Annotated in this window: 27 protein-coding genes and 1 pseudogene; 14 read left to right on the forward strand and 14 right to left on the reverse strand. The window is 64.1% G+C overall.

Features of this window, described 5'->3' with window-relative positions; genetic code table 11:
* From CAF70_RS05990 to CAF70_RS06025, 8 genes are all read right to left on the reverse strand, one after another.
* Complete coding sequence (locus CAF70_RS05990; protein WP_085623601.1) at nt 1-753, reverse strand: GntR family transcriptional regulator; 753 nt, start codon at nt 751-753, stop codon at nt 1-3.
* Between the two features lie 89 nt (nt 754-842).
* On the reverse strand, nt 843-1,232 hold the full coding sequence (locus tag CAF70_RS05995) for a carboxymuconolactone decarboxylase family protein (protein WP_046617259.1): 390 nt from the start codon (nt 1,230-1,232) through the stop codon (nt 843-845).
* A 187-nt stretch (nt 1,233-1,419) separates the two neighbouring features.
* The gene (locus tag CAF70_RS06000) at nt 1,420-1,905 is read right to left on the reverse strand and encodes a flavin reductase family protein (RefSeq protein WP_085623599.1); all 486 of its coding nucleotides are present in this window, start codon (nt 1,903-1,905) and stop codon (nt 1,420-1,422) included.
* Nucleotides 1,906-1,918: 13 nt separating this feature from the next.
* Entirely contained in the window at nt 1,919-3,400 is a 1,482-nt protein-coding gene (locus CAF70_RS06005; RefSeq protein ID WP_085623597.1) for an aldehyde dehydrogenase, read from the reverse strand.
* Nucleotides 3,397-4,230: an alpha/beta fold hydrolase gene (locus CAF70_RS06010; RefSeq protein ID WP_085623595.1), complete on the reverse strand. Its 834-nt coding sequence runs from the start codon at nt 4,228-4,230 to the stop codon at nt 3,397-3,399. The genes CAF70_RS06005 and CAF70_RS06010 overlap by 4 nt, the downstream gene beginning before the upstream one ends.
* A 68-nt stretch (nt 4,231-4,298) precedes the next feature.
* On the reverse strand, nt 4,299-4,895 hold the full coding sequence (locus tag CAF70_RS06015) for an amino acid synthesis family protein (protein ID WP_003258678.1): 597 nt from the start codon (nt 4,893-4,895) through the stop codon (nt 4,299-4,301).
* A 323-nt stretch (nt 4,896-5,218) separates the two neighbouring features.
* A complete protein-coding gene (locus tag CAF70_RS06020) occupies nt 5,219-6,259 on the reverse strand; it encodes an LLM class flavin-dependent oxidoreductase (RefSeq protein ID WP_085623593.1) in 1,041 nt (346 codons plus the stop codon).
* A 75-nt stretch (nt 6,260-6,334) separates the two neighbouring features.
* Entirely contained in the window at nt 6,335-6,820 is a 486-nt protein-coding gene (locus CAF70_RS06025) for a flavin reductase family protein (RefSeq protein WP_085623591.1), read from the reverse strand.
* Nucleotides 6,821-7,136: 316 nt separating this feature from the next.
* Between CAF70_RS06025 and CAF70_RS06030 the strand changes: the two genes are divergently transcribed.
* Entirely contained in the window at nt 7,137-8,543 is a 1,407-nt protein-coding gene (locus CAF70_RS06030) for a cytosine permease (protein WP_085623589.1), read from the forward strand.
* 160 nt (nt 8,544-8,703) lie between these two features.
* Here the strand turns inward: CAF70_RS06030 and CAF70_RS06035 are convergent, their stop codons facing one another.
* On the reverse strand, nt 8,704-9,906 hold the full coding sequence (locus CAF70_RS06035; protein WP_085623587.1) for an NAD(P)/FAD-dependent oxidoreductase: 1,203 nt from the start codon (nt 9,904-9,906) through the stop codon (nt 8,704-8,706).
* Between the two features lie 258 nt (nt 9,907-10,164).
* On the opposite strand from CAF70_RS06035, the gene CAF70_RS06040 reads away from it, so the two are divergent.
* The gene (locus CAF70_RS06040) at nt 10,165-10,704 is read left to right on the forward strand and encodes an Rrf2 family transcriptional regulator (RefSeq protein WP_085623585.1); all 540 of its coding nucleotides are present in this window, start codon (nt 10,165-10,167) and stop codon (nt 10,702-10,704) included.
* Nucleotides 10,705-10,760: 56 nt separating this feature from the next.
* Here the strand turns inward: CAF70_RS06040 and CAF70_RS06045 are convergent, their stop codons facing one another.
* Complete coding sequence (locus CAF70_RS06045; RefSeq protein ID WP_085623583.1) at nt 10,761-11,672, reverse strand: AraC family transcriptional regulator; 912 nt, start codon at nt 11,670-11,672, stop codon at nt 10,761-10,763.
* 102 nt (nt 11,673-11,774) lie between these two features.
* Between CAF70_RS06045 and CAF70_RS06050 the strand changes: the two genes are divergently transcribed.
* From CAF70_RS06050 to CAF70_RS06070, 5 genes are all read left to right on the forward strand, one after another.
* A complete protein-coding gene (locus CAF70_RS06050) occupies nt 11,775-12,335 on the forward strand; it encodes a carboxymuconolactone decarboxylase family protein (RefSeq protein ID WP_085623581.1) in 561 nt (186 codons plus the stop codon).
* A gap of 99 nt (nt 12,336-12,434) precedes the next feature.
* On the forward strand, nt 12,435-13,499 hold the full coding sequence (locus CAF70_RS06055; RefSeq protein ID WP_085623579.1) for an acyl-CoA dehydrogenase family protein: 1,065 nt from the start codon (nt 12,435-12,437) through the stop codon (nt 13,497-13,499).
* Complete coding sequence (locus CAF70_RS06060) at nt 13,496-14,317, forward strand: ABC transporter ATP-binding protein (protein WP_085623577.1); 822 nt, start codon at nt 13,496-13,498, stop codon at nt 14,315-14,317. The genes CAF70_RS06055 and CAF70_RS06060 overlap by 4 nt, the downstream gene beginning before the upstream one ends.
* The gene (locus CAF70_RS06065) at nt 14,304-15,506 is read left to right on the forward strand and encodes an ABC transporter substrate-binding protein (protein ID WP_085623575.1); all 1,203 of its coding nucleotides are present in this window, start codon (nt 14,304-14,306) and stop codon (nt 15,504-15,506) included. Before CAF70_RS06060 ends, CAF70_RS06065 begins: the two co-directional genes overlap by 14 nt.
* The gene (locus CAF70_RS06070; RefSeq protein ID WP_085623573.1) at nt 15,506-16,261 is read left to right on the forward strand and encodes an ABC transporter permease; all 756 of its coding nucleotides are present in this window, start codon (nt 15,506-15,508) and stop codon (nt 16,259-16,261) included. The genes CAF70_RS06065 and CAF70_RS06070 overlap by 1 nt, the downstream gene beginning before the upstream one ends.
* Before the next feature lie 96 nt (nt 16,262-16,357).
* Here the strand turns inward: CAF70_RS06070 and CAF70_RS06075 are convergent, their stop codons facing one another.
* Both CAF70_RS06075 and argC read right to left on the reverse strand, forming a co-directional pair.
* Nucleotides 16,358-17,044: a GNAT family N-acetyltransferase gene (locus CAF70_RS06075; protein WP_085623571.1), complete on the reverse strand. Its 687-nt coding sequence runs from the start codon at nt 17,042-17,044 to the stop codon at nt 16,358-16,360.
* Between the two features lie 79 nt (nt 17,045-17,123).
* Complete coding sequence (argC, locus tag CAF70_RS06080) at nt 17,124-18,065, reverse strand: N-acetyl-gamma-glutamyl-phosphate reductase (RefSeq protein ID WP_085623569.1); 942 nt, start codon at nt 18,063-18,065, stop codon at nt 17,124-17,126.
* A 108-nt stretch (nt 18,066-18,173) separates the two neighbouring features.
* Between argC and CAF70_RS06085 the strand changes: the two genes are divergently transcribed.
* From CAF70_RS06085 to CAF70_RS06100, 3 genes and pseudogenes are all read left to right on the forward strand, one after another.
* Complete coding sequence (locus tag CAF70_RS06085; RefSeq protein WP_085623567.1) at nt 18,174-19,055, forward strand: LysR family transcriptional regulator; 882 nt, start codon at nt 18,174-18,176, stop codon at nt 19,053-19,055.
* A 114-nt stretch (nt 19,056-19,169) separates the two neighbouring features.
* A pseudogene (locus CAF70_RS28080) lies at nt 19,170-19,298 on the forward strand (LysR family transcriptional regulator); the annotation flags it as partial.
* A 132-nt stretch (nt 19,299-19,430) separates the two neighbouring features.
* Complete coding sequence (locus CAF70_RS06100) at nt 19,431-19,703, forward strand: hypothetical protein (RefSeq protein ID WP_046615461.1); 273 nt, start codon at nt 19,431-19,433, stop codon at nt 19,701-19,703.
* Between the two features lie 120 nt (nt 19,704-19,823).
* Here the strand turns inward: CAF70_RS06100 and CAF70_RS06105 are convergent, their stop codons facing one another.
* On the reverse strand, nt 19,824-20,474 hold the full coding sequence (locus CAF70_RS06105) for a TIGR04211 family SH3 domain-containing protein (protein WP_085623565.1): 651 nt from the start codon (nt 20,472-20,474) through the stop codon (nt 19,824-19,826).
* Nucleotides 20,475-20,678: 204 nt separating this feature from the next.
* On the opposite strand from CAF70_RS06105, the gene CAF70_RS06110 reads away from it, so the two are divergent.
* Nucleotides 20,679-21,158 (forward strand): VOC family protein, encoded by a 480-nt coding sequence (locus tag CAF70_RS06110; protein WP_085623563.1) that lies wholly within the window; start codon nt 20,679-20,681, stop codon nt 21,156-21,158.
* 134 nt (nt 21,159-21,292) lie between these two features.
* Here CAF70_RS06110 and CAF70_RS06115 read toward each other — a convergent pair whose 3' ends face one another.
* Complete coding sequence (locus tag CAF70_RS06115; protein WP_085623561.1) at nt 21,293-23,041, reverse strand: BCCT family transporter; 1,749 nt, start codon at nt 23,039-23,041, stop codon at nt 21,293-21,295.
* A gap of 317 nt (nt 23,042-23,358) precedes the next feature.
* On the opposite strand from CAF70_RS06115, the gene CAF70_RS06120 reads away from it, so the two are divergent.
* The 3 genes from CAF70_RS06120 to CAF70_RS06130 are packed head-to-tail and all read left to right on the forward strand — an operon-like array spanning nt 23,359 to nt 24,576.
* Nucleotides 23,359-23,676 carry a hypothetical protein gene (locus tag CAF70_RS06120; RefSeq protein WP_085623558.1) on the forward strand — a complete coding sequence of 106 codons (318 nt, stop codon included), beginning with the start codon at nt 23,359-23,361 and terminating at the stop codon, nt 23,674-23,676.
* Between the two features lie 8 nt (nt 23,677-23,684).
* On the forward strand, nt 23,685-23,885 hold the full coding sequence (locus tag CAF70_RS06125; protein ID WP_085623556.1) for a DUF1289 domain-containing protein: 201 nt from the start codon (nt 23,685-23,687) through the stop codon (nt 23,883-23,885).
* 49 nt (nt 23,886-23,934) lie between these two features.
* Nucleotides 23,935-24,576, forward strand: a complete 642-nt coding sequence (locus CAF70_RS06130; RefSeq protein WP_085623554.1) for a LysE family translocator — start codon at nt 23,935-23,937, stop codon at nt 24,574-24,576.
* The last annotated feature ends 118 nt before the right edge of the window (nt 24,577-24,694 follow it).

A 24,694-nucleotide genomic window follows, 5' to 3' on the forward strand; every position in this document is an offset into this window, starting at 1 on the left:
TCAGCGACCTATACGTGGTTCCTTCAGGGCCAGGGGCTCGACGATGTCGCGCACCTTGGTATTGTCATCCTGCTTCTGGCGCAGGTAGTCCAGGGCCACCTTGGCGGCGGCGCGGACGTGGTCGACCGAGGCCTGGTGGGCAACCAGCGGATCGCCGCTCTTGATCGCCTCGACGATCTTTTCCATTTCGCGGTTGCTGGCGCCGCGGCGGTTCTCCTGCGACACCGAGGTGGCGCGCAGGTAGCTGATGCGCGCCTGCAACTGGCGCAGCTGCTGGGCCGCCACCTGGTTGCCGGAGCCTTCCAGCAGCACATCGTAGAAACCTTGTACCGAATCCAGCACCTGTTGCAGCTCGCCTTCCTCGAGGGCTTCGCGGTTGACCTCCAGCGCGCGTTCCAGGGCACGAATGTCCTTGGCCTTGGCGTTGAGGGTGAACAGCTGCACGATCAGGCCTTCGAGCACGCAGCGCAGCTCGTAGATGTCGCGGGCGTCTTCCAGGGTGATGATGGCCACGCGCGGGCCCTTGGCATCGGCGAATTCCACCAGGCCTTCGGATTCCAGGTGGCGCAGGGCTTCACGCACCGAGGTACGGCTGACCCCGAGGCGGTCGCAAAGGTCGCGTTCGACCAGGCGGTCGCCCGGCAGCAGATGGAAGTTCATGATCGCGGCGCGCAGCTTGTCGAGCACGATTTCGCGCAGGGTAACGGGGTTGCGGTTGACCTTGAAGCTGTCGTCGAGTGGCTGGCGTTTCATCAAGTGCGCTCTTAAAGAGGCTGCCCGGCCGCAACCGCAACAGCACCACGAACCTGGGTGCTCCTTGCGTGGGTTCGAACAGCCCGGTGTTAACGGGTTGACTCCGCATCGGCTTCAGCGAACGCTTCGCGGGCCAGGCGGAAGCTGTCCACCGCCGCGGGCACGCCGCAGTAAATGCCGACCTGGAGCAGGATCTCGCGAATCTGTTCACGGCTCAGGCCATTACGCAAGGCGCCGCGAATGTGCAGCTTGAGCTCGTGGGGCCGGTTGAGCGCGGAAATCATGGCCAAGTTTATCATGCTGCGCTCTTTGAGCGACAAGCCTTCGCGGCCCCAGACGTGGCCCCAGCAGTATTCGGTGACCAGCTCCTGCAGCGGCCGGGTGAAGTCGTCGGCGTTCTGGATCGAGCGGTTGACGTAGTCCTCGCCCAGCACCTGGGTGCGGATCTGCAGGCCTTTTTCGTACTTTTCATTGCTCATGGGCAGTACTCCGGAATAAAACAGGGGACGCAACCGAGGGTGAGACGATAGCGCGGCCCCTAAAAACAGGGTCATCGGCGTTGGCTTCTTCGCGGGCTTGCCCGCTCCCACAGGTACTGCACAGGTTTCTGCATTTGTGCGATCCCTGTGGGAGCGGGCAAGCCCGCGAAGAAGCCAACGCGGTTTATCAGCCCAAGGGCGGCAGAGCACCCAGCTTGCCCTTGTGATAGACCATCGGGGTCACCGGCTCGGCCGGCAGCACCAGGTTCTTCACCGCGCCGACGATGATCGCATGGTCACCGCCGTCATATTCGCGCCACAGCTCGCACTCGATGATCGCCGTGGCCTTGGCCAGCAACGGGTTGCCCAGCTCGCTCAGGTGCCAGTCGATGCCGCGGGCCTTGTCCTTGCCCTTGCCGGCGAAGGCATAGGCCTCGGCAGTCTGGTCGGCGGACAACAGGTGAATCGCGAACTGCTTGCTGTCACGCAGGATCGGATAGGTGTCGGAGGCGTAGTTGGGGCAGAACAGCACCAGTGCCGGGTCGATCGACAGCGCGCTGAACGCGCTGGCGGTGATGCCGACGATGCCACCGTCGGCGTCGAGGGTGGTGACCACCGTGACGCCCGACGGGAAGGAGCCCATCACGTCTTTGTAGATGCCGGGTTCGATCATCTCTTGCTACCTCTTAGCGCATCACAAACGGGTCGGGCATCGGCGCGGTGGACAGGTTGATCCACACGGTCTTCAGCTCGGTATAGGCCAGCACCGAATCGATGCCGCTCTCGCGGCCGTAGCCGCTGTTCTTGAACCCGCCGATCGGTGCCATGGCCGACACGGCACGGTAGGTGTTGACCCAGATGATCCCCGAACGCACATCGCGGGCCAGGCGGTGGGCACGGCCCAGGTCGCGGGTCCAGATGCCGGCGGCCAGGCCGAACTGCGAGTCGTTGGCAATGGCCAGGGCCTCTTCCTCGGTCTTGAAGCGGATTACTGCGGCAACCGGGCCGAACACCTCTTCCTGCATGATGGTCATCGAGTTGCTGTCGCACTCGAACAGGGTCGGCTCGTAGAACCAGCCGTCACCCTCGACCTCGGCGCGCTTGCCGCCCATGTGCAGCTTGGCGCCTTCGGCCTTGGCCGCGGCCACCAGGCCTTCGACCACTGCCAGCTGCTGCGCGGTGGCCATGGGGCCCATCTCGCTGGCGTCGTCTTGCGGGTTGCCGATGCGGATGCGCTTGGCACGGGCGATCAGGCGTTCGACGAACTCATCGAAGATTTCGTCCTGCACCAGCAGGCGCGAGCCGGCCACGCAGCTTTGCCCGGAGGCGGCATAGATGCCGGCCACGGCGCCGTTGATGGCGCTGTCCAGGTCGGCATCGGCGAAGATGATGTTCGGCGACTTGCCGCCCAATTCCAGCGACAGCTTGGCGAAGTTCTCGGCGCTGCTTCGTACCACGTGGCGGGCAGTGGCCGCGCCGCCGGTGAAGGCGATCTTGCGCACCAGCGGGTGGCGGGTCAGCGCAGCGCCGGTGCTGGGGCCGTAGCCGGTGACCACGTTGACCACACCGGCCGGGAAGCCGGCTTCGAGCGCCAGGCGGGCCAGTTCGAGGATGGTCGCCGAGGCGTGTTCGGACGGCTTGAGCACGATGGTGTTGCCGGCGGCGAGGGCGGGGGCCAGCTTGATTGCGGTGAGGTACAGCGGGCTGTTCCACGGGATGATCCCGGCCACCACACCGATCGGCTCGTGCACGGTGTAGGCGAACAGGTCGGGCTTGTCCAGCGGCAGGGTGCCGCCTTCGAGCTTGTCGGCAAGGCCTGCGGTGTAGTGGAAGAACTCTGGCAGGTAGCCGACCTGGCCGCGGGTTTCGCGGATCAGCTTGCCGTTGTCACGGCTTTCCAGCTGGGCCAGGTGTTCCTTGTTTTCGGCAATCAGGTCACCCAGGCGACGCAGCAGTTTGCCGCGCGCGGTTGCGGTGATGCTGCGCCATGCCTTGCTGTCGAAGGCGCGCTGGGCGGCCTGTACGGCCAGCTCCACATCGGCCTCGTCGGCGTCGGGCAGTTGTGCCCAGGCCTGGGCGGTGGCCGGGTTGAGGCTATCGAAGGTCTTGCCGCTCTGGGCATCGCGCCATTGGCCGTCGATGCACATCTGGAAACGAACGAGGGTCATGCAACAATCCCCTTGGCGGATTCGGTGAGGGTGCGGGCTTGCGCGAGGAAGTCCAGCAGCATCTTGTTGACTTCACGCGGTGCCTCCACTGGCATCATATGTCGTTGCTCGGCGAGGACCACGCTGCGCGCACCAGGAATGCAGGCGGCGAGCTGGCGGGTCATGGCCGGGGTGGAGCCCGAGTCGAGTTCGCCGGTGGCGATCAGCGTCGGCACCTGGATACTGGCCAGGTCGGCGGCGCGGTACATGTCCTGGGTAGCGAACAGCGCATAGGTGGTGTGGTAGCCCTGCGGGTCGTTGCTCGCCAGCACCTGGCGAATGGCGGCGACCTGCGCCGGGTTGGCAGCCTTGTATTCACGGCTGAACCAGCGGTCGAGCGCGGCGTCGACGTTGGCGTCGGGGCCCAACTGCGCAGCCTGGGCGGCGCGGGCGATAACGCCGGCACTCTGCTCGGGGGTGCGGTTGAATACGCTGTTGAGCACTACCAGTGCCGCCAGGCGCTGCGGGTAGCCGAGGGCGAACGCCCGGGCGACCAGGCCGCCCATGGAGAAGCCGATCACGGTGGCTTGCGCGATCTGCAGGTGGTCGAGCAGTTCGGCAAGCTGGGCGGCATAGCCTTCCAGGCCGATGTCGGCGGCTGGCAGCGCGCTCTGGCCGTGGCCGAGCATGTCGTAGGCGATGACGCGGTAGTCGTTGGCCAGGCCAACGAACTGACCGCCCCACATTTCCTTGTTCAGGCCCACGCCGTGGATCAGTACCACGGGTTGGCCCTGGCCGACGGACAGGTAGCTGGTGCCAGCGGGTGTGCGTTCAGCGACAGGCTGAATCATGGAGGGCGCTCCTTGAAGGTCGGGCGCGGCGGGTAAGCACGCCACGCCCCGGCCCGTCTTGGTTGTTGTTATTGAGCGTTGGCTTTTTCGGCAGCCAGTTCTTCCAGGTCGATGTAGCGGTTGCCGATGCGCGGGTGCAGGCGGCCGCCGTCGGAGGCGCCAAGGACCACGACGATTTCATCGGCGCGCGGGGCATCTTCGATCTGCATTTCCAGGGTGATGTAGTGCGAACGCAGGCCTTCGTCGTCCTTCTGCATCATCGGGATCTGGATCGAAGTGCCCGGGCCGCCGCGCTTGTTGGTGAAGCTCAGGTAGCTCTTGGCCTGTACCGCTTCGCGGTAGTGGTTGCCGAAGCGCAGGGTGTGAATTACTGCCGAGGCGTGTTCGATTTCGCCGTCGGCGCCGACGACTGCGGCCTTGCCGTAGGCTTCGATCTTGTCGGCGCCGCCGATGGCGGCAGTCAGGCGCTCGACCATCAGGGCCCCCAGGTCCGAGCAGTTGGCACGGATTTCCGGCTTCAGATCTTCAACGAAACCGCGACCGGCCCATGGGTTCTTGATCACGACGGCCAGGCCGACCATGGTCACCGGCTTGTCGGTGGCCTTGCCGCCTTCGATGCGGGTCTCTTCGGAGTAGGTGACGATCTTGCGGATTTCGAAACTCATGGGTGGCTCCTGGTGAGGGTTATCAGCTCTTGTTGTCTGATGGTATACCATAATATTTGTAGTGCAAGAGGTGGCTGGAAATTTCTCTTGCGGGGGGACGAAAGGTGGCCTGATGCCTTGATTTCTCTATTGTCTGCACTGGCCTTTTCGCGGGCTTGCCCGCTCCCACAGGTACAGCGCAGGCCGTGCAAGCTGTGCGGTCCTTGTGGGAGCGGGCAAGCCCGCGAAGAGGCCAGTACAGGCTTCAAAAAAAACCCGCTCACGCGGGCCACAGGGGCCCACGTGAGCGGGCTGCGTCCCGCAATGGTTCAGGCAATGGGAAATCAGGCGAACGCCGGTACCACTTCCTTGATGAACAGCTCCAGCGATTTTTTCTTCTCGGCGTGGGGCAGGCTGTTGTCGCACCAGAAGCTGAACTCGTCGACGCCGAGCTCCTGGTAGTACTTGATACGCGCGATGATTTCTTCCGGCGTGCCGATCATGGTGTTCTTGCGGATGTTTTCCAGCTCGAACGCCGGCACGTCGGCGAACTTCGATTCCGGGCTGGGCTCGAGGAAACCGTTGACCGGGGTGGTCTTGTTGCCGAACCAGGCATCGAACGTACGGTAGAAGCGCGAGATGGCCTGGGCGCCGACTTTCCAGCCTTCAGGCTCGGCCGGGCTGTGCACGTGGGTGTGGCGCAGCACCATCAGCTGCGGGCGTGGCACGCCCGGGTTGTTGTCCAGGGCGGCCTGGAACTTGTTCTTCAGGTCCAGCACTTCCTCGTCGCCCTTCATCAACGGGGTGACCATGACGTTGCAGCCGTTGGCCACGGCGAAGTTGTGCGAGTCCGGGTCGCGGGCAGCGATCCACATCGGCGGTGTGGCGTTGAACGGCTTCGGCACGCTGGTGGAAGTGGGGAACTTGTACACTTCGCCTTCGTGGGCGTAATCACCTTCCCACAGCTTGCGCACCACCGGTACCATTTCGCGCAGGGCCTTGCCGCCGTCGGTGGCCGGCATGCCACCTGCCATGCGGTCGAATTCGAACTGGTAGGCGCCACGGGCCAGGCCCACTTCCATGCGGCCGTTGCTGATCACGTCGAGCAGGGCGCATTCGCCCGCCACGCGGATCGGGTTCCAGAACGGCGCGATGATGGTACCGGCGCCCAGGCGAATCTTCTCGGTGCGCGCAGCCAGGTAGGCCAGCAGCGGCATCGGGCTTGGCGAAATGGTGTACTCCATGGCGTGGTGTTCGCCGATCCACACGGTGCTGAAACCGCCGTTCTCGGCCATCAGGGTCAGTTCGGTCAGGTCTTCGAACAGCTGGCGGTGGCTGACCTGTTCATCCCAACGTTCCATGTGCACGAACAACGAAAATTTCATGGGGCTTTCCTCAACGCTTGAAAGGGGCTGGCGCCTGGCAGGGGTGGCGCCAGCGGTCTCGATTCAGAACAGGTTTCAGGCAAAGGCCGGCAGGCTGGCCATCTTGCCGCGGCAATACACCATCGGCCGTGGCGCCTCTGCAGGGACGATCAGGTTGTGCACCTTGCCGACCATGATGGCGTGGTCGCCACCCTCATATTCGCGCCACAGTTCGCATTCTATGACCGCGGTGGCACCGGCCAGGATCGGGTTGCCCAGTTCACTCAGGGACCACTCGATGCCGCTGGCCTTGTCCTTGCCCTTCCTGGCGAACGCATAGGCTTCGGCCTGCTGTTCACCGGACAACAGATGAATGGCGAAGCGCTTCTGCCTGATCAGCACGGGGTAGGAATCGGAGGTGTAGTTGGGGCAGAACAGCACCAGCGGCGGGTCCATCGACAGGGAGGAGAAGGCGCTGGCGGTCAGGCCGACGACCGAGCCGTCGTCGTCCAGGGTAGTGATGACGGTAACGCCGGACGGGAAGGAGCCCAGGACGTGCTTGTAGACGGTTGCGTCGATCATCTGGTGTACCTCTATGGGGCTGCGGTGGTCCGCGGTTTTTATCGTTGATATGTCTGATGGTATACCGTAATACCTATTTTGCAAGCGGAATTTTCAGCCGAGGTTTTTCACGATGAACGGCTCAAGGCCTTGTGAACCGTGGCCTTGAGCACTGAGGCGGTTTGTCGCAGGGCTTTTGCAAGCGGATCAGCGGGCGTTTTTTACTGCGGATCAGTGTTGTCAAAAGTTTGGAATACCATAATATGGTCCGCAGCTGAGAGGCCGCCTAGATGCGGTTTCCTTACAACGATAAAAACGACCTTTCGAGCTGAATCCTATGTCCCAACCGTCGTCGCAACACCAGTTTGTCGAGAACCACACGGTCGATTACGTTCCCCCTGCCGAGCGCCACGGGAAGGCGCGCGACCTGTTCACCCTCTGGTTCAGTACCAACATCGCGCCGCTGCCCATCGTCACGGGTGCCATGGTGGTCCAGGTGTTCCACCTGAACCTGTTGTGGGGCCTGGTCGCCATCGTGCTGGGCCATCTGTTCGGGGGCGTGGTCATTGCCCTTGCTTCTGCGCAGGGACCGCAGCTGGGCATTCCGCAAATGGTGCAGAGCCGTGGCCAGTTCGGCCGCTACGGTGCCTTGCTGATCGTGTTCTTCACCGCGCTGATCTATGTCGGCTTCTTCATTTCCAACATCGTCCTGGCGGGCAAGACCATCCACGGCATCACCCCGAGCGTGCCTATGCCGGGCGCGATCGTGATCGGTGCGCTGAGTGCCACCGCCATCGGCGTGATCGGCTACCGTTTCATTCACATTCTCAACCGCATCGGTACCTGGGTGATGGGTTCGGCGCTGCTGGCCGGCTTCATCATGATGTTCGCCCAGGAACTGCCGGCCGACTTCTTCAGCCGTGGCGCGTTCAACCTGTCGGGCTTCATCGCCACCGTGTCGCTGGGCACCATCTGGCAGATCAGCTTCTCGCCGTATACCTCCGACTACTCGCGCTACCTGCCGCGTGAAGTGGGCATTGCCAAACCGTTCTGGGCCACCTACTTCGGCGCTACCCTGGGCACCATCCTGTGCTTCAGCTTTGGTGCGGTGGCGGTGCTGTGCGTGCCGGAAGGTACCGATGCGATGGACGCGGTCAAGCAGGCCACCGGCTGGCTGGGCCCGATCCTGATGGTGCTGTTCCTGCTCAACATCATCAGCCACAACGCCCTCAACCTGTATGGCGCGGTGCTGTCGATCGTGACTGCGATCCAGACCTTCATCGCCGAGTGGACGCCGAGCATCAAGGTGCGGGTGGCGCTGGCTACGGTGATTCTGGTGGGTTGCGGCCTGGTGGCGCTGAATGCCTCGGCGGACTTCATTGGCCAGTTCATCGGGCTGATCCTGGCGCTGCTGCTGGTGCTGGTGCCGTGGGCGTCGATCAACCTGATCGACTTCTACCTGATCAAGAAGGGCCAGTACGACATCGCCTCGATCTTCAGTGCCGACGGCGGCATCTATGGCCGCTTCAACCACCACGCGATCATTGCCTATGCCTGCGGCATCCTGGTGCAGTTGCCGTTTGCCAATACGTCGCTGTATGTGGGGCCGTATGCCAATATCGTCGAAGGGGCTGACCTTTCCTGGCTGTTCGGCTTGCTGGTGACGGTGCCGCTGTATTACTGCCTGGCGACCCGGGGCACGGCTGCCGGGAAGGCGGGGCGGGTGGTGAGTGTCAGTGACTGACAGAAAACTGCTGCAGTAATCGGGGCCGCTCTGCGGCCCTTCGCGGGCGCGCCCGCTCCCACAGGTATCGCTTTGCCCTTGCAGGCGTCACTTATCCTGTGGGAGCGGGCATGCCCGCGAAGGGCCACAAAGTGGCCCCGGCAGTTCAGAGACCATTGCGTCAAGCGATGGTGATCGACGGGTCGGCAGCGGCCAGTGCCAGAGCGCGATCGGCCGCTGGCGGGTAGATCCATACCGAGTTGATCTGGCGCTTGAGGTCTTTGCCTTCCTGGCCATGCAGTTTCAGTTCGCGCTCCCAACCCTCGCTGTACGCCGCGCCCCATTCGCCCAGGTCCAGGCAAGTGACGTACTTTGGCTGGCGGTACACCAGCGGCTGCAGGCCGAGCAGGTCGGCCGCGGCGTTGTTGCCGGAGTGACGGCCCATGGGGATAGCGTGCTGGCAGGTCATCAGGGCGTGGTTGCCCAGCTCGTCCACAGCGGCCCAGGCGGTATCGCCCGTGGCGTACACATGGTGCTGGCCCAGCACCTTCAGGTGGTCGTCCACTTTCAGCCGGCCGAAGTTGTCGCGCTCGCCGGCAACCTGTGCTGTCAACGGGCTGGCCTTGACGCCAACGGTCCAGATCACGGTGTTGCTGGCGATATGCTCACCATTGTCCAGGGTAACGCCACCGGCATCGACAGCCACCACCGAAGCCCCGATCTTCCACTCGACCCTGGCCTGTTCGCAGGCGGCAATGATCGACGGCGTGATACCCGCGCCCAGCGCCGCGCCTATTTGCGCACCGCGGTCGACCACCACTACCCGCAGCCCCGCGCTGGCACCAAGGATGGCCCGCAGACGGGCGGGCATTTCCGTAGCGGTTTCAATGCCCGTGAAGCCACCGCCGCAGACCACCACGGTGTTGCGTGCAGGCGAAGCGGGCAGGGCGGCCAGACCGACCAGGTGCTGCTCCAGGCGCATGGCCGATTCCATCTGGTCGACATCGAATGCATGTTCGGCAAGGCCAGGCACCGGTGGGCGTGCGACCTGGCTGCCCGCGGCGAGGATCAGGCGGTCGTAGGCGATCTGTTGCCGGTGCCCCTGGGCGTCGGTGTAACTGACGCTGCGCCCTTCGGTATCGATATTGTCGGCATTACCCGGGATGAAGTGAATGCCCACGGCTTCGAACAGCTCCCCCACCGGGGCCTTCATGCCGTGCACGTCGGGCTCGTAGAAGCGCGGGCGAATGCGCAGTTCAGGCTGCGGAGCGAGGACGCTGATGCTGATGTCGGCGCGCTGGGCCTGATCGAGCAGGCGCGCAGCGCTCAGGGCGCTCCATACACCGGCAAAGCCGGCACCGATGATGAGGATGTTCGATTTCATGAAGGTGCTCCGCAAGGTTCGAAAGGGGCTTCGAGGGCGGGTTGTGTGCCTCTCGAATAACTACGACTGTATTGATCGTAGTTTGTGTGCGCAAGTCTTTTTTCAAGCAGGGCGACTCTCGGCACCGCCGCTTTCTGGCCGGAGTAGCCGTATTTGTTGGGATAAATGGACAAAACAGGTCGACCGGCGGCGGCAATGTGCTTTGCGGTGCAGGTACTAGGGGCGTATCATTTGCGACAAGATTGGTCGGAGATAGATATGTCGCTCTACAGTGCTGGCGTCGAATACGGTATCCATTGCCTGCTGTTTCTGGTGGACGAGCGCGGCGAATCGCGCGAGTCCAGCGTGCGCGACCTGGCGGAGTTGCAAGGAGTGCCCCAGGAGTACCTGGCCAAGGTCTTCACCAAGCTGGCCCGTGCCGGGCTGGTGGCTGCCACCGAGGGCGTGCGCGGTGGCTTCCGGCTGGCGCGGCCTTCGGATGAAATCACAGTGCTGGATATCGTCAATGCCATCGACGGCCCGAAGAAGATCTTCGATTGCCGCGAAGTTCGCGAGCGCTGCAGCCTGTTCGAGGGTTCACCGCCGGGTTGGGCGACCGAGGGCACCTGCGCCATTCATGCTGTGATGCTGGGGGCGCAGAAACGCATGGAGGAGGCCCTGGCCCAGCAGACCATCCTTGACCTGGCGCGCCGCTTCGGGCGCAAGGCGCCGGCCGAGTTCGGGCAGAAGGTCAATGCCTGGATGGGCGAGCGGCGGGAGGGTAAAGGGGCAGGGGATATCCCGGTCACTCAGGTCTGATTCTGCTGCCTGTACTGGCCTCTTCGCGGGTTCACCCGCGAACAGGCCAGTGCAGGCTAACGCCCCTCATGCTGCCGCCGATACGCCCCCGGCTGCACCCCCACCGCCTTGGCAAACGCCCGGGTAAACGCCGCTACTGATTGATACCCCACCTGCGCCCCCACCTGCTCCACGGTATGCCCCGCCTGCAGCAATTGGCTGGCATGGCGCATGCGCAACGCCAGCAGTACTTGCCCAGGCGACTGTCCGGCCAGTTCATTGAACCGCTTGAAAAACGCCGAGCGCGACAACCCGGTGCAGGCGGCCATGCTTTCCAGCGTCCACGCGTGCCCCGGTTGCTCGATCAACCGTTCCAGCAGCCCGGCAAACGCCGGTTGCCGGGCGAGGGCGACCAGCCCGCCCAATGACTGCCCGGCATGCACCTGCTGGCGTAGCACATACAGGAACAACAAGTGCGTCAGCCGCTCCAGCAACGTCTGTGACGGCCCGGCGGCGCGCCGGCATTCCTCCAGGATCAGCTCGAACAACGCCCGCGCTGCATGGCCGGCCGGTTCATCGGCGCGCAACAGAATCCAGTCGGCCAGGCCGTCAACGATCAGCGCCGACAAGCCCGGCCTGAAGTGGAAGAAACCACATACCAGCCCCACGCCATCGATCGCGTCGGCGTCCAGGGCCTGCATGTGCTGGCGCGGCTGGGTGCAGGCGCTGGCCGGGTCCTGGTCGCTGGCCAGGCGATAGCCGAGGTCGCGCAACAGGAACACCGCATCGCCGGCCTTCAGGCGCACTGCCTCAGGGTGGCCATCGATGTGCAGCCAGCAATGCCCCTGTACCACCAGGTGGAAGCTGGCCCGGCCCATGCCTTGTGTGCTGGCGTGCCAGCCACCACAGTAGCGGCCCACATGGAACAGACTGGCATCGAGCTCCAGGCCTTCTAATAACCAATCGACAAGATGGCTGGACGAAATCATCTAATGCAAAGACTCAAGAGCAAGGAAAGGCGACTGATGAATATGGAGGGTAGTTCTTATAACCAACAGACTGTAGTGATACCCATCAAAGGAGACCACTACATGTCCTCGCGTATTACTTTACACACGCTGCAGAGCGCCCCGGAAGCGGCCCGCCCGTTCCTCGAGAACGCCCAGAAGAATTCCGGCTTCATCCCCAACCTGCTGGGCGTGCTGGCCAATGCCCCGGCGGCACTGGAAACCTACGTGACCGTTTCGGCACTCAACGGCAAATCCGAACTGAGCCTGGCCGAACGTGAAGTGGTGCAGTTGATTGCCGCCACCCAGCATGGCTGCGACTTCTGCGTGGCCGGCCACACGGCCGTGGCCCTGAACAAGGCCAAGCTGCCGCAGGAGGTGGTCGATGCCTTGCGTGCCCGTGGCGAGCTGCCCGACGCCCGATACGAAACCCTGGCCGCGTTCGCCCGCGAAGTCATCGCCACCCGTGGCAATGTCAGCGAGGCCAATTACCAGGCCTTCCGCGCGGCCGGCTTCACTGAAGGTAACGCTCTGGAGGTGATTCTGGGCGTGAGCCTCGCAACCCTATGCAACTTTGCTAATGTGTTCGCCCAGACGCCGCTCAATGACGAGCTTGGCAAGTACCGCTGGCAGCCTTCTGCCTAGCGCGTGTGTGACAGCGGCCATTATACGGTCGTTGTAGGAGCGGCCTTGTGCCGCGAACGGGCCGCACAGCGGCCCCGGCGTCCCAAAAGGAGCAAGACCATGCAAGATTGTGCATTTCGACACTGGCTGGATGCCAATGCCGAGGCCATTGACCGCGGCCATTGCGAGCCGCAGCTGGTACTGTCGCAAATCGCCGAATCGCAGCTGTTGCGCGTCGGTGTCGACCCGGCCCAGGGCGGCACGGGCGGGCAAGTGACCGACGCGGTCGAGGCTATTGCCGCAATCGCCAGCCGCTCGCTGGCAGCGGCGTTTGTCTGCTGGGGCCAGCGCGCCTTCATCGAATACCTGTTGCACAGCCCCAACCAGCCCCTGCGCGAGCGCCTGCTGCCGCGCCTGCTGACTGGCGAACTGGCTGGTGCCACCGGGCTTTCCAACGCCATGAAGTTCCTCTCCGGCATCGAGGCCCTGCAGGTGCGCGGCCGCCCGGCAGCCGATGGCTGGCAGTTGGAAGGGCGCCTGCACTGGGTGACCAACCTGCGCAAAAGCGGTTTCGTGGTGGCTGCGGCCATCGAAGACGAAGGCGGTGGCGCCCCGTTCGTGCTGGCCATTCCGTCCGACGCACAGGGCCTGGAGCGCTCGGACGACCTGCAACTGATGGGCCTGCAATCGAGCAACACCGCGGCACTGGCCTTCCACCAGGTGCAATTGCAGCGTGGCTGGTTGCTGCATGAAAATGCCCGCGAGTTCCTTCCCCGGGTACGCCCGGCTTTTCTGGCGCTGCAGTGCGGCATGGCCATTGGCCTGGCGCGGCGGGCACTGGCGGAAGTGCAGGCACACCTGCATGGCCGTGCCTCGTTCCTCGACGAAGCCCGCCAGGTGCTCAGCGAGCGCCTTGAAAACACCGTGAGCGAGCTCAAGCAGGGCCTGCTCGATGGCCGCTTCCAGCAGCAACCGGCAGCCTTGTTCAAGCTGCGCATCACCCTGGCCGAAAGCGCTGCCGACGCCGTACAGCTGGAGTTGCAGGCCAGTGGTGGCAAGGCCTACCTCAGCGAGTACGGTGAAGGCTTTGCCCGCCGCTGGCGCGAGTCGGCCTTTGTCCCGATCGTCACGCCCAGCCTGGTGCAACTGCGCGCCGAACTGCAACGCCAGGCGGGCGCGGCATGAGCTCAGTGTTGCTCGAAGCCCGCGACATCAGCCTGGGCTACCCGCGCGAGGGTGGCTGGCAGGCGGTGCTGGCGCAGTTCGACCTGCAGCTGGCCCCCGGCGAAGTGGTGACCATCCTCGGCCCCAGCGGGGTCGGCAAGTCCAGCCTGCTGCGGGTACTGGCCGGCCTGCAGCAGCCCCGTGGTGGCAGCGTGACCCTGCACGGCCAGCCGTTGCAAGGCCCGCACCCACGCCTGGCGGTGGCCTTCCAGGACCCGAGCCTGTTGCCCTGGTTGAACCTGGAGAAGAACGTCGCCTTCGGCCTGGACTTCGCCCGCCAGCCAAAACTTGCCGCTGCCGAACGGCGCGCGCGCATTGATCATGCGATTGCCGCCGTGGGCCTGGCCCATGCCCGCGGCCAGTACCCGGCGCAGTTGTCCGGTGGCATGGCCCAGCGCACCGCGCTGGCCCGCTGCCTGGCCCGCCAGCCCGAAGTGCTGTTGCTCGACGAGCCGTTCGGCGCGCTGGATGAAGTGACCCGGGCCGACATGCAGCAACTGCTGCTGCAACTGATCGCCACCCACAACACGGCGGCGGTATTGATCACCCACGATATCGACGAAGCCCTGCTGCTGTCCGACCGGGTACTGCTACTGGGCAACCACCCAGCGCACACCCTCGGCCAGTGGCACATCGACCTGCCGCAACCACGGACGCAGCGGGTCGAGGAGCTGGGCGCCTTGCGCATCGAAATCCTCAAAACCCTTCGGCGGGCAAGCCGCACAGTCGAACCTACCCTAACCCCGTTGCCCTCGGAGGCTGTCCATGTGCATGGATGACTGCTGTTCTTCTTCGCGTCGCGATTTCCTCAAGCTTGGCGCCATGCTCACGGCCGCCGGTGCGCTGCCGTTGCTGTCGAGCCTGCAGGCCCGTGCCGCCGCCGAGCCGGACGCGCCGGTGCGTATCGGCTATCTGCCTATCACCGATGCCACGCCGCTGCTGGTGGCGCACAACAATGGCCTGTTCGAGGCCGAGGGCATCAAGGCCGAGCGCCCGGTGCTGCTGCGCAGCTGGGCCCAGGTGATCGAGGCGTTCATCTCTGGCCAGGTCAACGTCATTCACCTGCTGTCGCCGATGACCGTATGGGCCCGCTACGGCAGCAAGGTGCCGGCCAAGGTGGTGGCGTGGAACCACGTGGGTGGTTCCGGCCTGACCGTGGCCCCGGACATCAGCGACATGAAACAGCTCGGTGGCAAGACCGTGGCCATCCCGTTCTGGTACTCCATCCATAACGTGGTGCTGCAACAGATGCTCAACGACAACGGCCTGACCCCGGTGTCGAAGCCGGCCAATGCGCCACTGGCCAGCAACGAAGTCAACCTGCTGGTGTTGCCGCCATCCGACATGCCGCCAGCGCTGGCCAGCAAGCGCATCGCAGGCTATATCGTCGCCGAGCCATTCAACGCCCTGGCCGAGAACCTCAAGGTCGGCCGCGTGCAGCGCTTTACCGGCGATGTTTGGCGCAACCACGCCTGCTGCGTGGTGTTCATGCACGAGCACGACCTGAACAACCGCCCGGAGTGGTCGCAGAAGGTAGTCAACGCCATCGTCAAGGCCCAGCACTGGACCCGTGACCACCGCGCCGAGGCCGCCGCGTTGTTGTCCAAGGCCGGCCCCAACAAGTACACACCGCACGAGCCAGCGGTTCTCGGCAAAGTGCTGGCCCCGGCCGCCGAGGACCGTGCCGGTTACATTGCCAGTGGTGCCATTCGCCACCAGCAGTGGGACGAAAAGCGCATCGATTTCCAGCCTTACCCGTTCCCCAGCTACACCGAAGAACTGGTCAAGCGCCTGAAAACCACCCTGATCGAGGGCGACCACGCTTTCCTGGCCGGCCTGGACCCGGCACAGACCGCTCGCGACCTGGTCGACGACCGCTTCGTGCGCAATGCCATCGCCAGCGTTGGCGGGCCGTCGGTGTTCGGCATCGCCGATAACTTCGAGCGTAGCGAGGAGTTCGCGGTCTGATGCGCAAGCATGTCGTTCATGCCGGCCTGGGGCTGGCCGGTTTGCTGGGTTTGTTGCTGTTGTGGTGGGCCGGTGTCGTGCTGTTTGGCCAGGCCGATGGCCTGTCGGCGCGCTTTTCCCCGGCAGCGACCCTGGCCAGCCTGGTCGAGTTGCTGGGGCAGGGCGAGGTGTACGGGCATATCTGGGTCAGCCTCAAGCGTATCCTGATCGGGCTGCTGCTGGCGCTGCTGGTCGGCGTGCCGCTGGGTTTGCTGGTGGGCAGCTACCGGCACCTGGAGGCGGCTACCACGCCGGCGTTCCAGTTTCTGCGCATGATCTCGCCGCTGTCGTGGATGCCGGTGGTGGTGATGCTGATGGGCGTGGGTGACCAGCCAATCTACTTCCTGTTGGCATTCGCCGCATTGTGGCCGATCTTGCTGAACACGGCGGCCGGGGTAAGGCAGCTGGACCCGCGCTGGTTGCAGTTGAGCCGCAGTTTGAGTGCCACGCGTTGGGAAACCTTGTGCAAGGTGATCGTGCCCGGGGTGATCGGCCATGTGCTGACCGGCGTGCGCCTGGCCATCGGTATTCTGTGGATCGTGCTGGTGCCGTGCGAAATGCTGGGGGTTAGCGCGGGGCTGGGGTACTTCATTCTCGACACCCGCGACCGGCTGGCGTATTCCGAGCTGATGGCAATGGTGCTGCTGATCGGGGTACTGGGGTTTGTGCTCGATGCCCTGGCGCGTGGGCTGCATCGGCGCTGGGTGCATGGCTGAAGGGCCAGTGGGGCTTGTTCGCGGGCTTGCCCGCTCCCACAGGTATCCTGGCGATACCCCTGTGGGAGCGGGCAAGCCCGCGAACAGGCACTTGGATCAATGCACGAGCTTGCGCTGCCGTACACACTCCTGCGCCTGAGCGGTCAGTTCGTCCAGCCGCTCATCCCGCATCTGTTCTGCTTCGATCATCGCATCCTCACCCTGCTGGTTGAGCAGGTAGGTATGGATCTGCATCACTTCCGCCGTCTGGTAGATCGGCGCAATGTCCAGCCGCCCGATCAGCGCGCCGCTAGCCTGCCCGGTACTGCTCATCAATACTTGCGGCCCATTGACGGCCACCACCTGCATGCCCATCGCCTCGAACCACGGTACCTGGCTGGCAAAGGCATTCAGTTCGACGCAGGCATGGCGTGCCTGCAGGTCGCCCAGCAGTGCGCGGGCGATGCCTTGGCGACGATGGCTGGCGCGCACGGCCAGGAACGCCAGGGCGCACGCTTGTTCATCGTCCTCGGCGGGCAGTGACAGGGCAAAACCCAGCAACTGGTCCGGCGCCTCGGCATCCAGCGCAAGGGTCAGTGTCACGGCCAGGCCGCGGGTGCCGTCCAGCGCTTGCAGGTACTGGTGCACCTCCATGCCGACGCCGTACTGGTACAGCGGGTACAGCGGGTTGTCGGCGCTGATGGCGACACTGCTCAGTTCGCCGACGTGGTGGATCACCAGTTCGCGGATCTGGTTCTGGAAAGATTCAGGCGGCACGCTGTCGAGGCGGCTCAGGATGAACATCGGGGGGCGGGCTCCGGCGGGTAGAAGGACGGCCCGCGCCATGCGGGCGCGGGCTGTACAGTCTAACCGTTTTTGCCGATCAGCCTTGTACCTGCAATGCACCGAGCATCAGATCGAGGTTTTGCACTGCCGCACCGGAGGCACCTTTGCCAAGGTTGTCGAACACTGCGGTCAGCAGTACCTGGCCATGCTCCGGGTTGGCGTAAAGCGCCAGGCGCAGGTCGTTGCTGTCGTTCAACGCCTCGGGGTCGAGGTTCGGCGCTGCGCCGTGCTGGTGCAGGGGCATCAGCTGGACATGGCGTGCACCTTGGTAGTGCTGCTGCAGGCAGGCCTGCAGCTGTTCGGCACTGACCTGGCCGGGCAGCAGGCGTAACTGCAGCGGGATGCTCAGCACGATGCCCTGGCGGTAGGCGCCGTAGCCGGGCATGAACATCGGGCGCGCCGACAGCCCGGCGTGTTGCTGGATTTCCGGCACGTGCTTGTGCGCCAGTTCCAGGCCGTACAGTTGCAGGGCGGGGGCTTTGCCAGCGGCGGGCTGTTCATGCCGTTCGACTGCGGCGCGGCCACCGCCGGAGTAGCCTGAGATGGCGTGGATGTTCAGCGGGTAATCCGCTGGCAGCAGGCCGGCCTTGACCAGTGGGCGCAACAGGGCGATGGCGCCGGTAGGATAGCAGCCCGGGTTGCTGACGCGCTTGCTGTGCGCGATGCGTTCGGCTTGCTGTTCGTCTAGCTCCGGCAGGCCATAGACCCAGCCTGGGCTGGTGCGGTGCGCGGAGCTTGCGTCGATCACCCGCACCTGCGGGTTGTGAATCGCCGCCACGGCCTCGCGGGCGGCATCGTCAGGCAGGCACAGCAGGGCGATGTCGGCGCTGTTGATCGCCTCGCGGCGGCGTTGCGGGTCTTTGCGCTCGGCTTCGGGCAGGGTCAGCAGACGCAGGTCGCTGCGGCCTTGCAGGCGGGCGTGGATCTGCAGGCCGGTGGTGCCTTGGTCACCGTCGATGAAGACAACAGGGGTGTGCATGGTCAAAGTCCGGTCGGGGAGGGATGGCCTATGCTCGCCGGTAGTTGTAGTAAAGAAAATTTGAATATGATGACCGATATGTTCATCTTTTCTGAATGAGTCGGGCCCATGCGCGAAATCAGCCTCGATCGCCTCCGCACCCTGGTAGTCATCTGCGACCTGGGCTCCTTTGCCGAAGCAGCTCGCCAGCTCAACCTGGCGCCGCCCACCATCAGCCTGCACGTGGCCGAGCTGGAAGCGCGCATCGGCGCCCCGTTGCTCACCCGTACCCGTGGCCAGGTGCGGCCCACGGTCATCGGCGAAACCCTGCTGGCTCGAGCCCGCCGCCTGCTGGCCGACGCCGACCTGGCGCTGGACGAAGTGCGCCGGCAGGTTGAAGGCCTGACCGGGCGGGTGCGCCTGGGCGCCTCCACCGGTGCCATTGCCCACCTGCTGCCGCAAGCGCTGGAGCACCTGCGTACGGAGCACCCCGGGATCGATGTGCAGGTACAGGTGCTGACCTCCCAGGCCTCGTTGACGCGCTTGCGGGAGGGCACGCTGGATATCGGCCTGGTGGCCTTGCCGCAGGTGGCCGGCAAAGGGCTTGCGGTTACCCCTTGGCGGCGCGACCCGATACTGGCCTACGTGCCGGCCGACTGGCAGCCGCCGGCCAGGGTCACGCCGGCGTGGCTGGCACAGCGGGCGTTGATCCTCAACGACAGCAGCACCCAGCTTTCGCGGGTGACCGGTGAGTGGTTCGCGGCGGCGGGCTTGTACCCCGAGCCGCGAATCGAGTTGAACTACAACGATGCGATCAAGAGCCTGGTCGGGGCCGGGTATGGGGCGACGTTGCTACCGCAGGAGGGGGAGTCGGCCGAGCTGGACCGGCGCATTGCCCGTCGGCCGCTGCGGCCGGGGTTGTGGCGGCAATTGGGCATCGCTTGCCGGGAAGGGCAGGTTGAGCGGGCCACGGGGTATGTGTTGCAGGCGTTGGGGCGGTTGCGGCAGTAGGGGCTGCACAGCAGCCCCCATGGGGTTACCTCCGCGGGTTGTCTGTTCGATCAGCTGGCGCTTGTGTTCAGCGCCCACATCTTCATCGGTCACGCGAAGATGGACATAGGGCATGTCGCCACCGCCACGCTGGTGCGCCATGGCGGCGGGCTGATGCAGGCCTACCGCTTTACTGTGCAGGACGCACTGGCCAGTGGCGAACTGGTAGAAGTGCTCGCCGAGTTTGGCGGCACCGCGCGGCCGATTTCCTGTTGGCCGAGGGGGCATGGTCCCCGGGCTGAGCCGAGGCGCCGGAAGGTATGGCCGACTATGCTGTTTGCTGCGTCGAGCCAATGTCATCTCGATGACCCTTCAGGTTTTCCAGGAGAACGCTCCATGAAATCCACGAAATGCATACCGTTGCTAGTGATTGCCTCGGTCCTCAGTTTTGCCGCACACGCAGACCCGGCGAGCAACTGTGCGGCGAAGATCAAGGAACTTGAGGATTTCGACAAGGCCAGTGGCCAGGCAATGCATGGCGGCATGGCCCATGACTTCAAAGTCCACCTGCAAAATGCCAAGGATGCTCAGAGCAAGGGCGATATGACTCAGTGCCAGGCCTCGGCAGACCTGGCCAAGACCATCTACAACAAGGCACGTAGCAGGTAAGCCCTTCCCGGCCTCTTCGCGGGCTCGCCCGCTCCCACAGGTACTGCGCAGGCCTTGAGCCTGTTGGAAACCCTGTGGGAGCGGGCAAGCCCGCGAAGAGGCCGGTGCAGGAAAGCCCAGTCAGAACCAGCGATCGTTCTTCCTGCGCCCACGGGTCAGTGCCGGCAGGATCAGCCCCGCCAGCAAGCCCGCGCCGGCAATGCTGCCGCCATACACCATATAGCGCATCATCACCTGCTTGTTCTCATCCCCCAGGCGTGCCTGGGTATCGCGCAGCTGCGACTGGCTCTGGTCGAGCTGTTCATTCAGCGCCTTGTTGCGCGCTTCCAGTTCGTCGATCAGTTTCTTGCGTGAATCGAGGGTTTCCTGCATGCCCTGCACACGGTTCTTCCAGCTTTCGTCGATATTCTTCAACTGCCCGGTCAGCTCCGCGACCTGGGCATCAAGCTGCGGCAGGCGCTCGTTCTGGCCTGGCACCGACTGCAGGTCGCTGCTCAGAATCCACACCACATCGCCGTTCTGCCCACGCACCTGGCTGTAGTTGCCCTGGCTGCCGATCAGCGTCAGTTTCTGCCCGGACTTGAGCGTACCGACGATGCGGTGGCCATCGGTCGGGCCGCTGCGCACATAAGTGCTCAGGCTGTCGCTGACCCAGCGTGCATCGCTGGCAGGCTCTTCGGCGTGCACCGGTGCGGCAAGGGCTACCAGGGCGGCGATCAGGCCGCCGCGCAGGACGGTGAGGGCGGAAACAGTTGGGCGGGAATCGGGCATGTTGGGTCTTCGCTGAAACAGGACAAAAGTAGGCCCGGTGACTGGGCCGATGAACCGGTCGGTGAGTTGACCGTCAGCGAAAGACCCTTTTTTTGTCAGCAGGTTCACTACCTGATATCGGAAATGTCTGCAGGATGTTGCACGGCAGCAAACGGCAACGCCGGGCTAGACTCAAAGGCTCACACACTTTCATGGAGCAAGACCATGACTGCCAAGAACACCATTTGCCTCTGGTACGACAACGATGCCGAGGAAGCCGCGAATTTCTATGCCAGGGTTTTCCCTGACAGCAGAGTGATTGCCGTGCACCTGGCGCCTGCCGACTACCCTTCCGGCAAGCAGGGTGACGTGATTACCGTGGAGTTCAGCGTGATGGGGATTCCCTGCGTGGGGCTCAATGGCGGCAAGGCCTTCACACACTGCGAGGCTTTTTCGTTCCAGGTCAGTACCGAGGACCAGGCCGAGACCGACCGGCTGTGGGATGCCATTGTCGGCAATGGTGGCGAGGCCAGCGTCTGCGGGTGGTGCAAAGATAAGTGGGGGATTTCGTGGCAGATCACACCGCGCATTCTCATCGAAGCCATTGGCAACCCCGACCGGGCGGCGGCCAAGCGGGCGTTCGAGGCCATGATGCAGATGGGCAAGATCGATGTGGCGCAGATCGAAGCGGCATTGAAGGGCTGACCGCGCCGCCTGATTCGCGGGTGAACCCATTCCCACAGGTACTGCACCTGGCTTGGAGGCAATGCGGTCGGGGTGGGAGCTGGCTTGCCGGCGATGGGCTGCGCAGCAGCCCCCGGCTCCCCTGGCGTGCCCGATCAGTTGCCGGTCACTTCGGTCCCTGCCGACGTCGCCTTGACCGAAGCTTTCTTCTCCTGCACCACGATGTAGAACTCTTCGCCATGCTTCACCGCACCATACAGCACGGCCTTCTCGATCAGTTCGTTGCCGCGCAGGTGGCGCAGCATCATCGGGTCCTTGCGCAGGTCGCGATACAACGCCAGGCACAGCAGCACCATCACCACCACGAACGGCAGGGCCACGACGATGGTCAGGTTCTGCAGGCCGGTAAGCGCCTTGCCAGGGTCGCGCGGGTCGCCGATTGCCAGCATGATCGCCGCCACCGTACCGGTCAGCGCGCCCCAGAAGATCACCGTGCGCCGTGATGGCGTGGTGGTGCCGTGTTCCGACAACGTGCCCATCACCAGCGAGGCCGCATCGGCACCGGAGACGAAGAAGATACCCACCAGAACCATCACCAGCACTGATGTCGCCGAGGCCAGCGGGTAGCTGTCCAGCAACTGGTACAGCGCGTGGTTGCTGTTGACCGCACCATTGGCCAGCTGGAGGGCGCCATCGCGCAGGGCGTCGATACTCGCACCGCCAAAGATGGTGAACCACACCAGGCTGACCAGGCTCGGTACCAGCAGCACTCCGGTAACGAACTGGCGGATGGTGCGGCCGCGGCTGATGCGGGCGATGAACATGCCCACGAACGGCGTCCAGGAAATCCACCAGGCCCAGTAGAACACGGTCCAGCCGGCCAGCCAGCTGTTCATCTGCTCACCGCCGCTGGCGTTGGTGCGTGCCATCATTTCCGGCAGCATCTTGACGTAGATGCCGATCGAGGTGGGCAGCAGGTTGAGCATCAGCAGGGTCGGGCCGACCATGAACACGAACACCGCCAGCACCAGTGCCAGCACCATGTTGGTGTTGGATAGCCACTGGATACCCTTGCCGATGCCGGACACCGCCGAGGTGACGAAGGCAATGGTCAGCAGGGTAATGATCGAGATGTAGAACAGCTTGCCGGGGCTCTCGATCCAGCCGTTGTATTCCAGGCCACCGGCGATCTGCAGCGCGCCCAGGCCCAGCGAGGCCGCCGAGCCGAACAGCGTGGCGAAGATTGCCATCATGTCGATCAGGCGGCCAAGCGGGCCGTTGGCATGCTTGCCGATCAACGGCCGGAAGGCGGCGGAAATCAGCTGCGAGCGGCCGCGGCGGAAGGTGCCATAGGCAATCACCAGGCCGACGATGGCGTACATGGCCCAAGGGTGCAGGGTCCAGTGGAACAGCGTGGTGGCCATGGCCACCTGCATCGCTTCACTGGACTGCCCGGTGGCCGTCCCTGGCGGTGGCGACACATAGTGCGACAGCGGTTCGGCAACACCGAAGAACATCAGGCCAATGCCCATGCCGGCACTGAACATCATCGCCACCCAGGACACCGTGCGAAATTCTGGCTGTTCGCCATCACGGCCCAGCGGGACCCGGCCGTAACGGCTGGCGGCCAGCCATAGCACGAACACCACGAACAGCGTGGAGGTGAGCACGAAGAACCATCCGAAGTTGAGAATGACCCAGGATTGCGCGCTGGAGGCGCTGCTGGCGAGGCTTGCCTGGTTGAGGAAGCCCCAGAGGACGAAAGCGATTGCCAGAAGGCTGGTGAAACCAAAGACGATCCAGTCCAGCTTGCCCTCGAAATGCCGATCCTGGCGTGCTTCTGCGGTTTTTGAGGGGTCCGTCACGCCAAGGTCAAGCGTTTCGGTGATGTGTTCCTTTGCCATGAATGATGAGGCCCCTTTCTGGCTTACCCGCAGGTGCAGGCTTGTAGTTTTGTGTGGGCTACCGAGTTCGGTGACTGCCTCGGCGGAAGTATTGCCGGCGCGATTATCCTGCGCAGCAAACGACCGCTCCTGTCCCGATAGCGCCCCGGGGCGTCCATTACGCGACCTGGCAAATACTTTTAGTTCTGGGGGCGATGGCCCTTTCTGCCTCGCGTTCTGGTACCCTGATGGGCATTACCCGGGCCTGCACATCCGAGCACCGTAGAAGCGCTGCTGCTTGTGGGCCTGGCCGTATCAGGAAACGGAGATTCGTGAAAATGGCCACTGACCGTGTGAGCCTGATCCATTTCGATAAATTGAGCATGAGCCCTGCCGCTGCCGATCGGTTCCAGAAAGCCCTCGACGCGCTGGAAGCGCTCAAGCTGCAGGACCGTTACGTGTATCTCATCGCTCCTTATCTGGGTGATGTCGCTGACGCCTCCGACCGCGAGCAACTGGCTACCGCCCTGGAGCAGGGCCTGCGTGTGGTCGAAGAACTGCTGGCTGCCAGGTCGGTCAGCAAGGTCAAGGCCGAGGAAGTACGCCAGGTATTCCACACCGCCGCCGAGCGTGCGCGGGCAGAATTGCCCGGCTGATTGGTGGCATGGCCAAAGACATCGACAGCCCGTGCGTCTCGCTATGCCAACTCAATGGCGAGTTGTGCCTGAGCTGCGGCCGCACCCGTGACGAAATCCGCAAATGGCGGGGCATGAAGCGCCCCGAGAGGATGGCCACCGTGCAGCGGGCGGCAACGCGAATGAAGGCTATCGCCAAGAAGGCGGCCAAACGGCAGAATGCGGGCTGAACCTGCGTGCCTCGCGCGCGGCCCTTTCTGATTGCCTGAAGAGTTTGAAATGGATTCTCACTCGCTGTTTGCGTTTACCTTGGTCGCCGCCATCGCGATCGCCAGCCCTGGCCCTGCCACGCTGATGGCCATCAACAACAGCCTTGCCCATGGCCAGCGCAGCGCGATCTGGTCATCGCTTGGCAATGGCTCCGGGCTGTTCTGCCTGTCGGCTGCCGCCATGCTGGGGCTGGGTGCGCTGCTGGCCAGTTCCGAAGTCCTGTTCAATGCCGTGAAGATCCTGGGGGCGGGCTACCTGTTCTACCTGGGGGCGCGGCAACTGCTGAAAAAGAGCCCGATGCTGGCGCAAGGCGCTGCAGAGGGTATGGCCAAGGTCCGGCCCTCGCCGTTGAAGCTGTACAAGTCGGCCTTCCTCACGGCGGTGACCAACCCCAAGGCGACCATGTTCTTTACTGCGCTGTTCCCGCAGTTCATTGACCAGGGGGCGGCGTTGCTGCCGCAATTCCTGATCCTGACCGGAATTTTCGTCGCGTTGTCGCTGGTTTCGCTGAGCCTGTATGCCGCGCTGGCTGCGCGGGCCAAGGGTGTGCTGACCCGGCCGTCGCTGTCGCGCTGGGTGAGCCGGGTGGTGGGTACGACCTTTATCGGTTTTGGCGCGGCGATCCTGGCGATGCGCCGGCAGGGGGCCTGAAAAACCAGGGCATCTGGCCGATGAAAGGCCAACCTGATGCCCCCACATGGTCCAGACTGTCTACAGCACGCACAGTTGGATGCTGCAGTCGACCACAGGATGTGGCAGCCTTCGGCCA

The sequence above is a fragment of the Pseudomonas sp. B19(2017) genome (assembly GCF_002113165.1).
Classification (GTDB): Bacteria; Pseudomonadota; Gammaproteobacteria; order Pseudomonadales; family Pseudomonadaceae; genus Aquipseudomonas.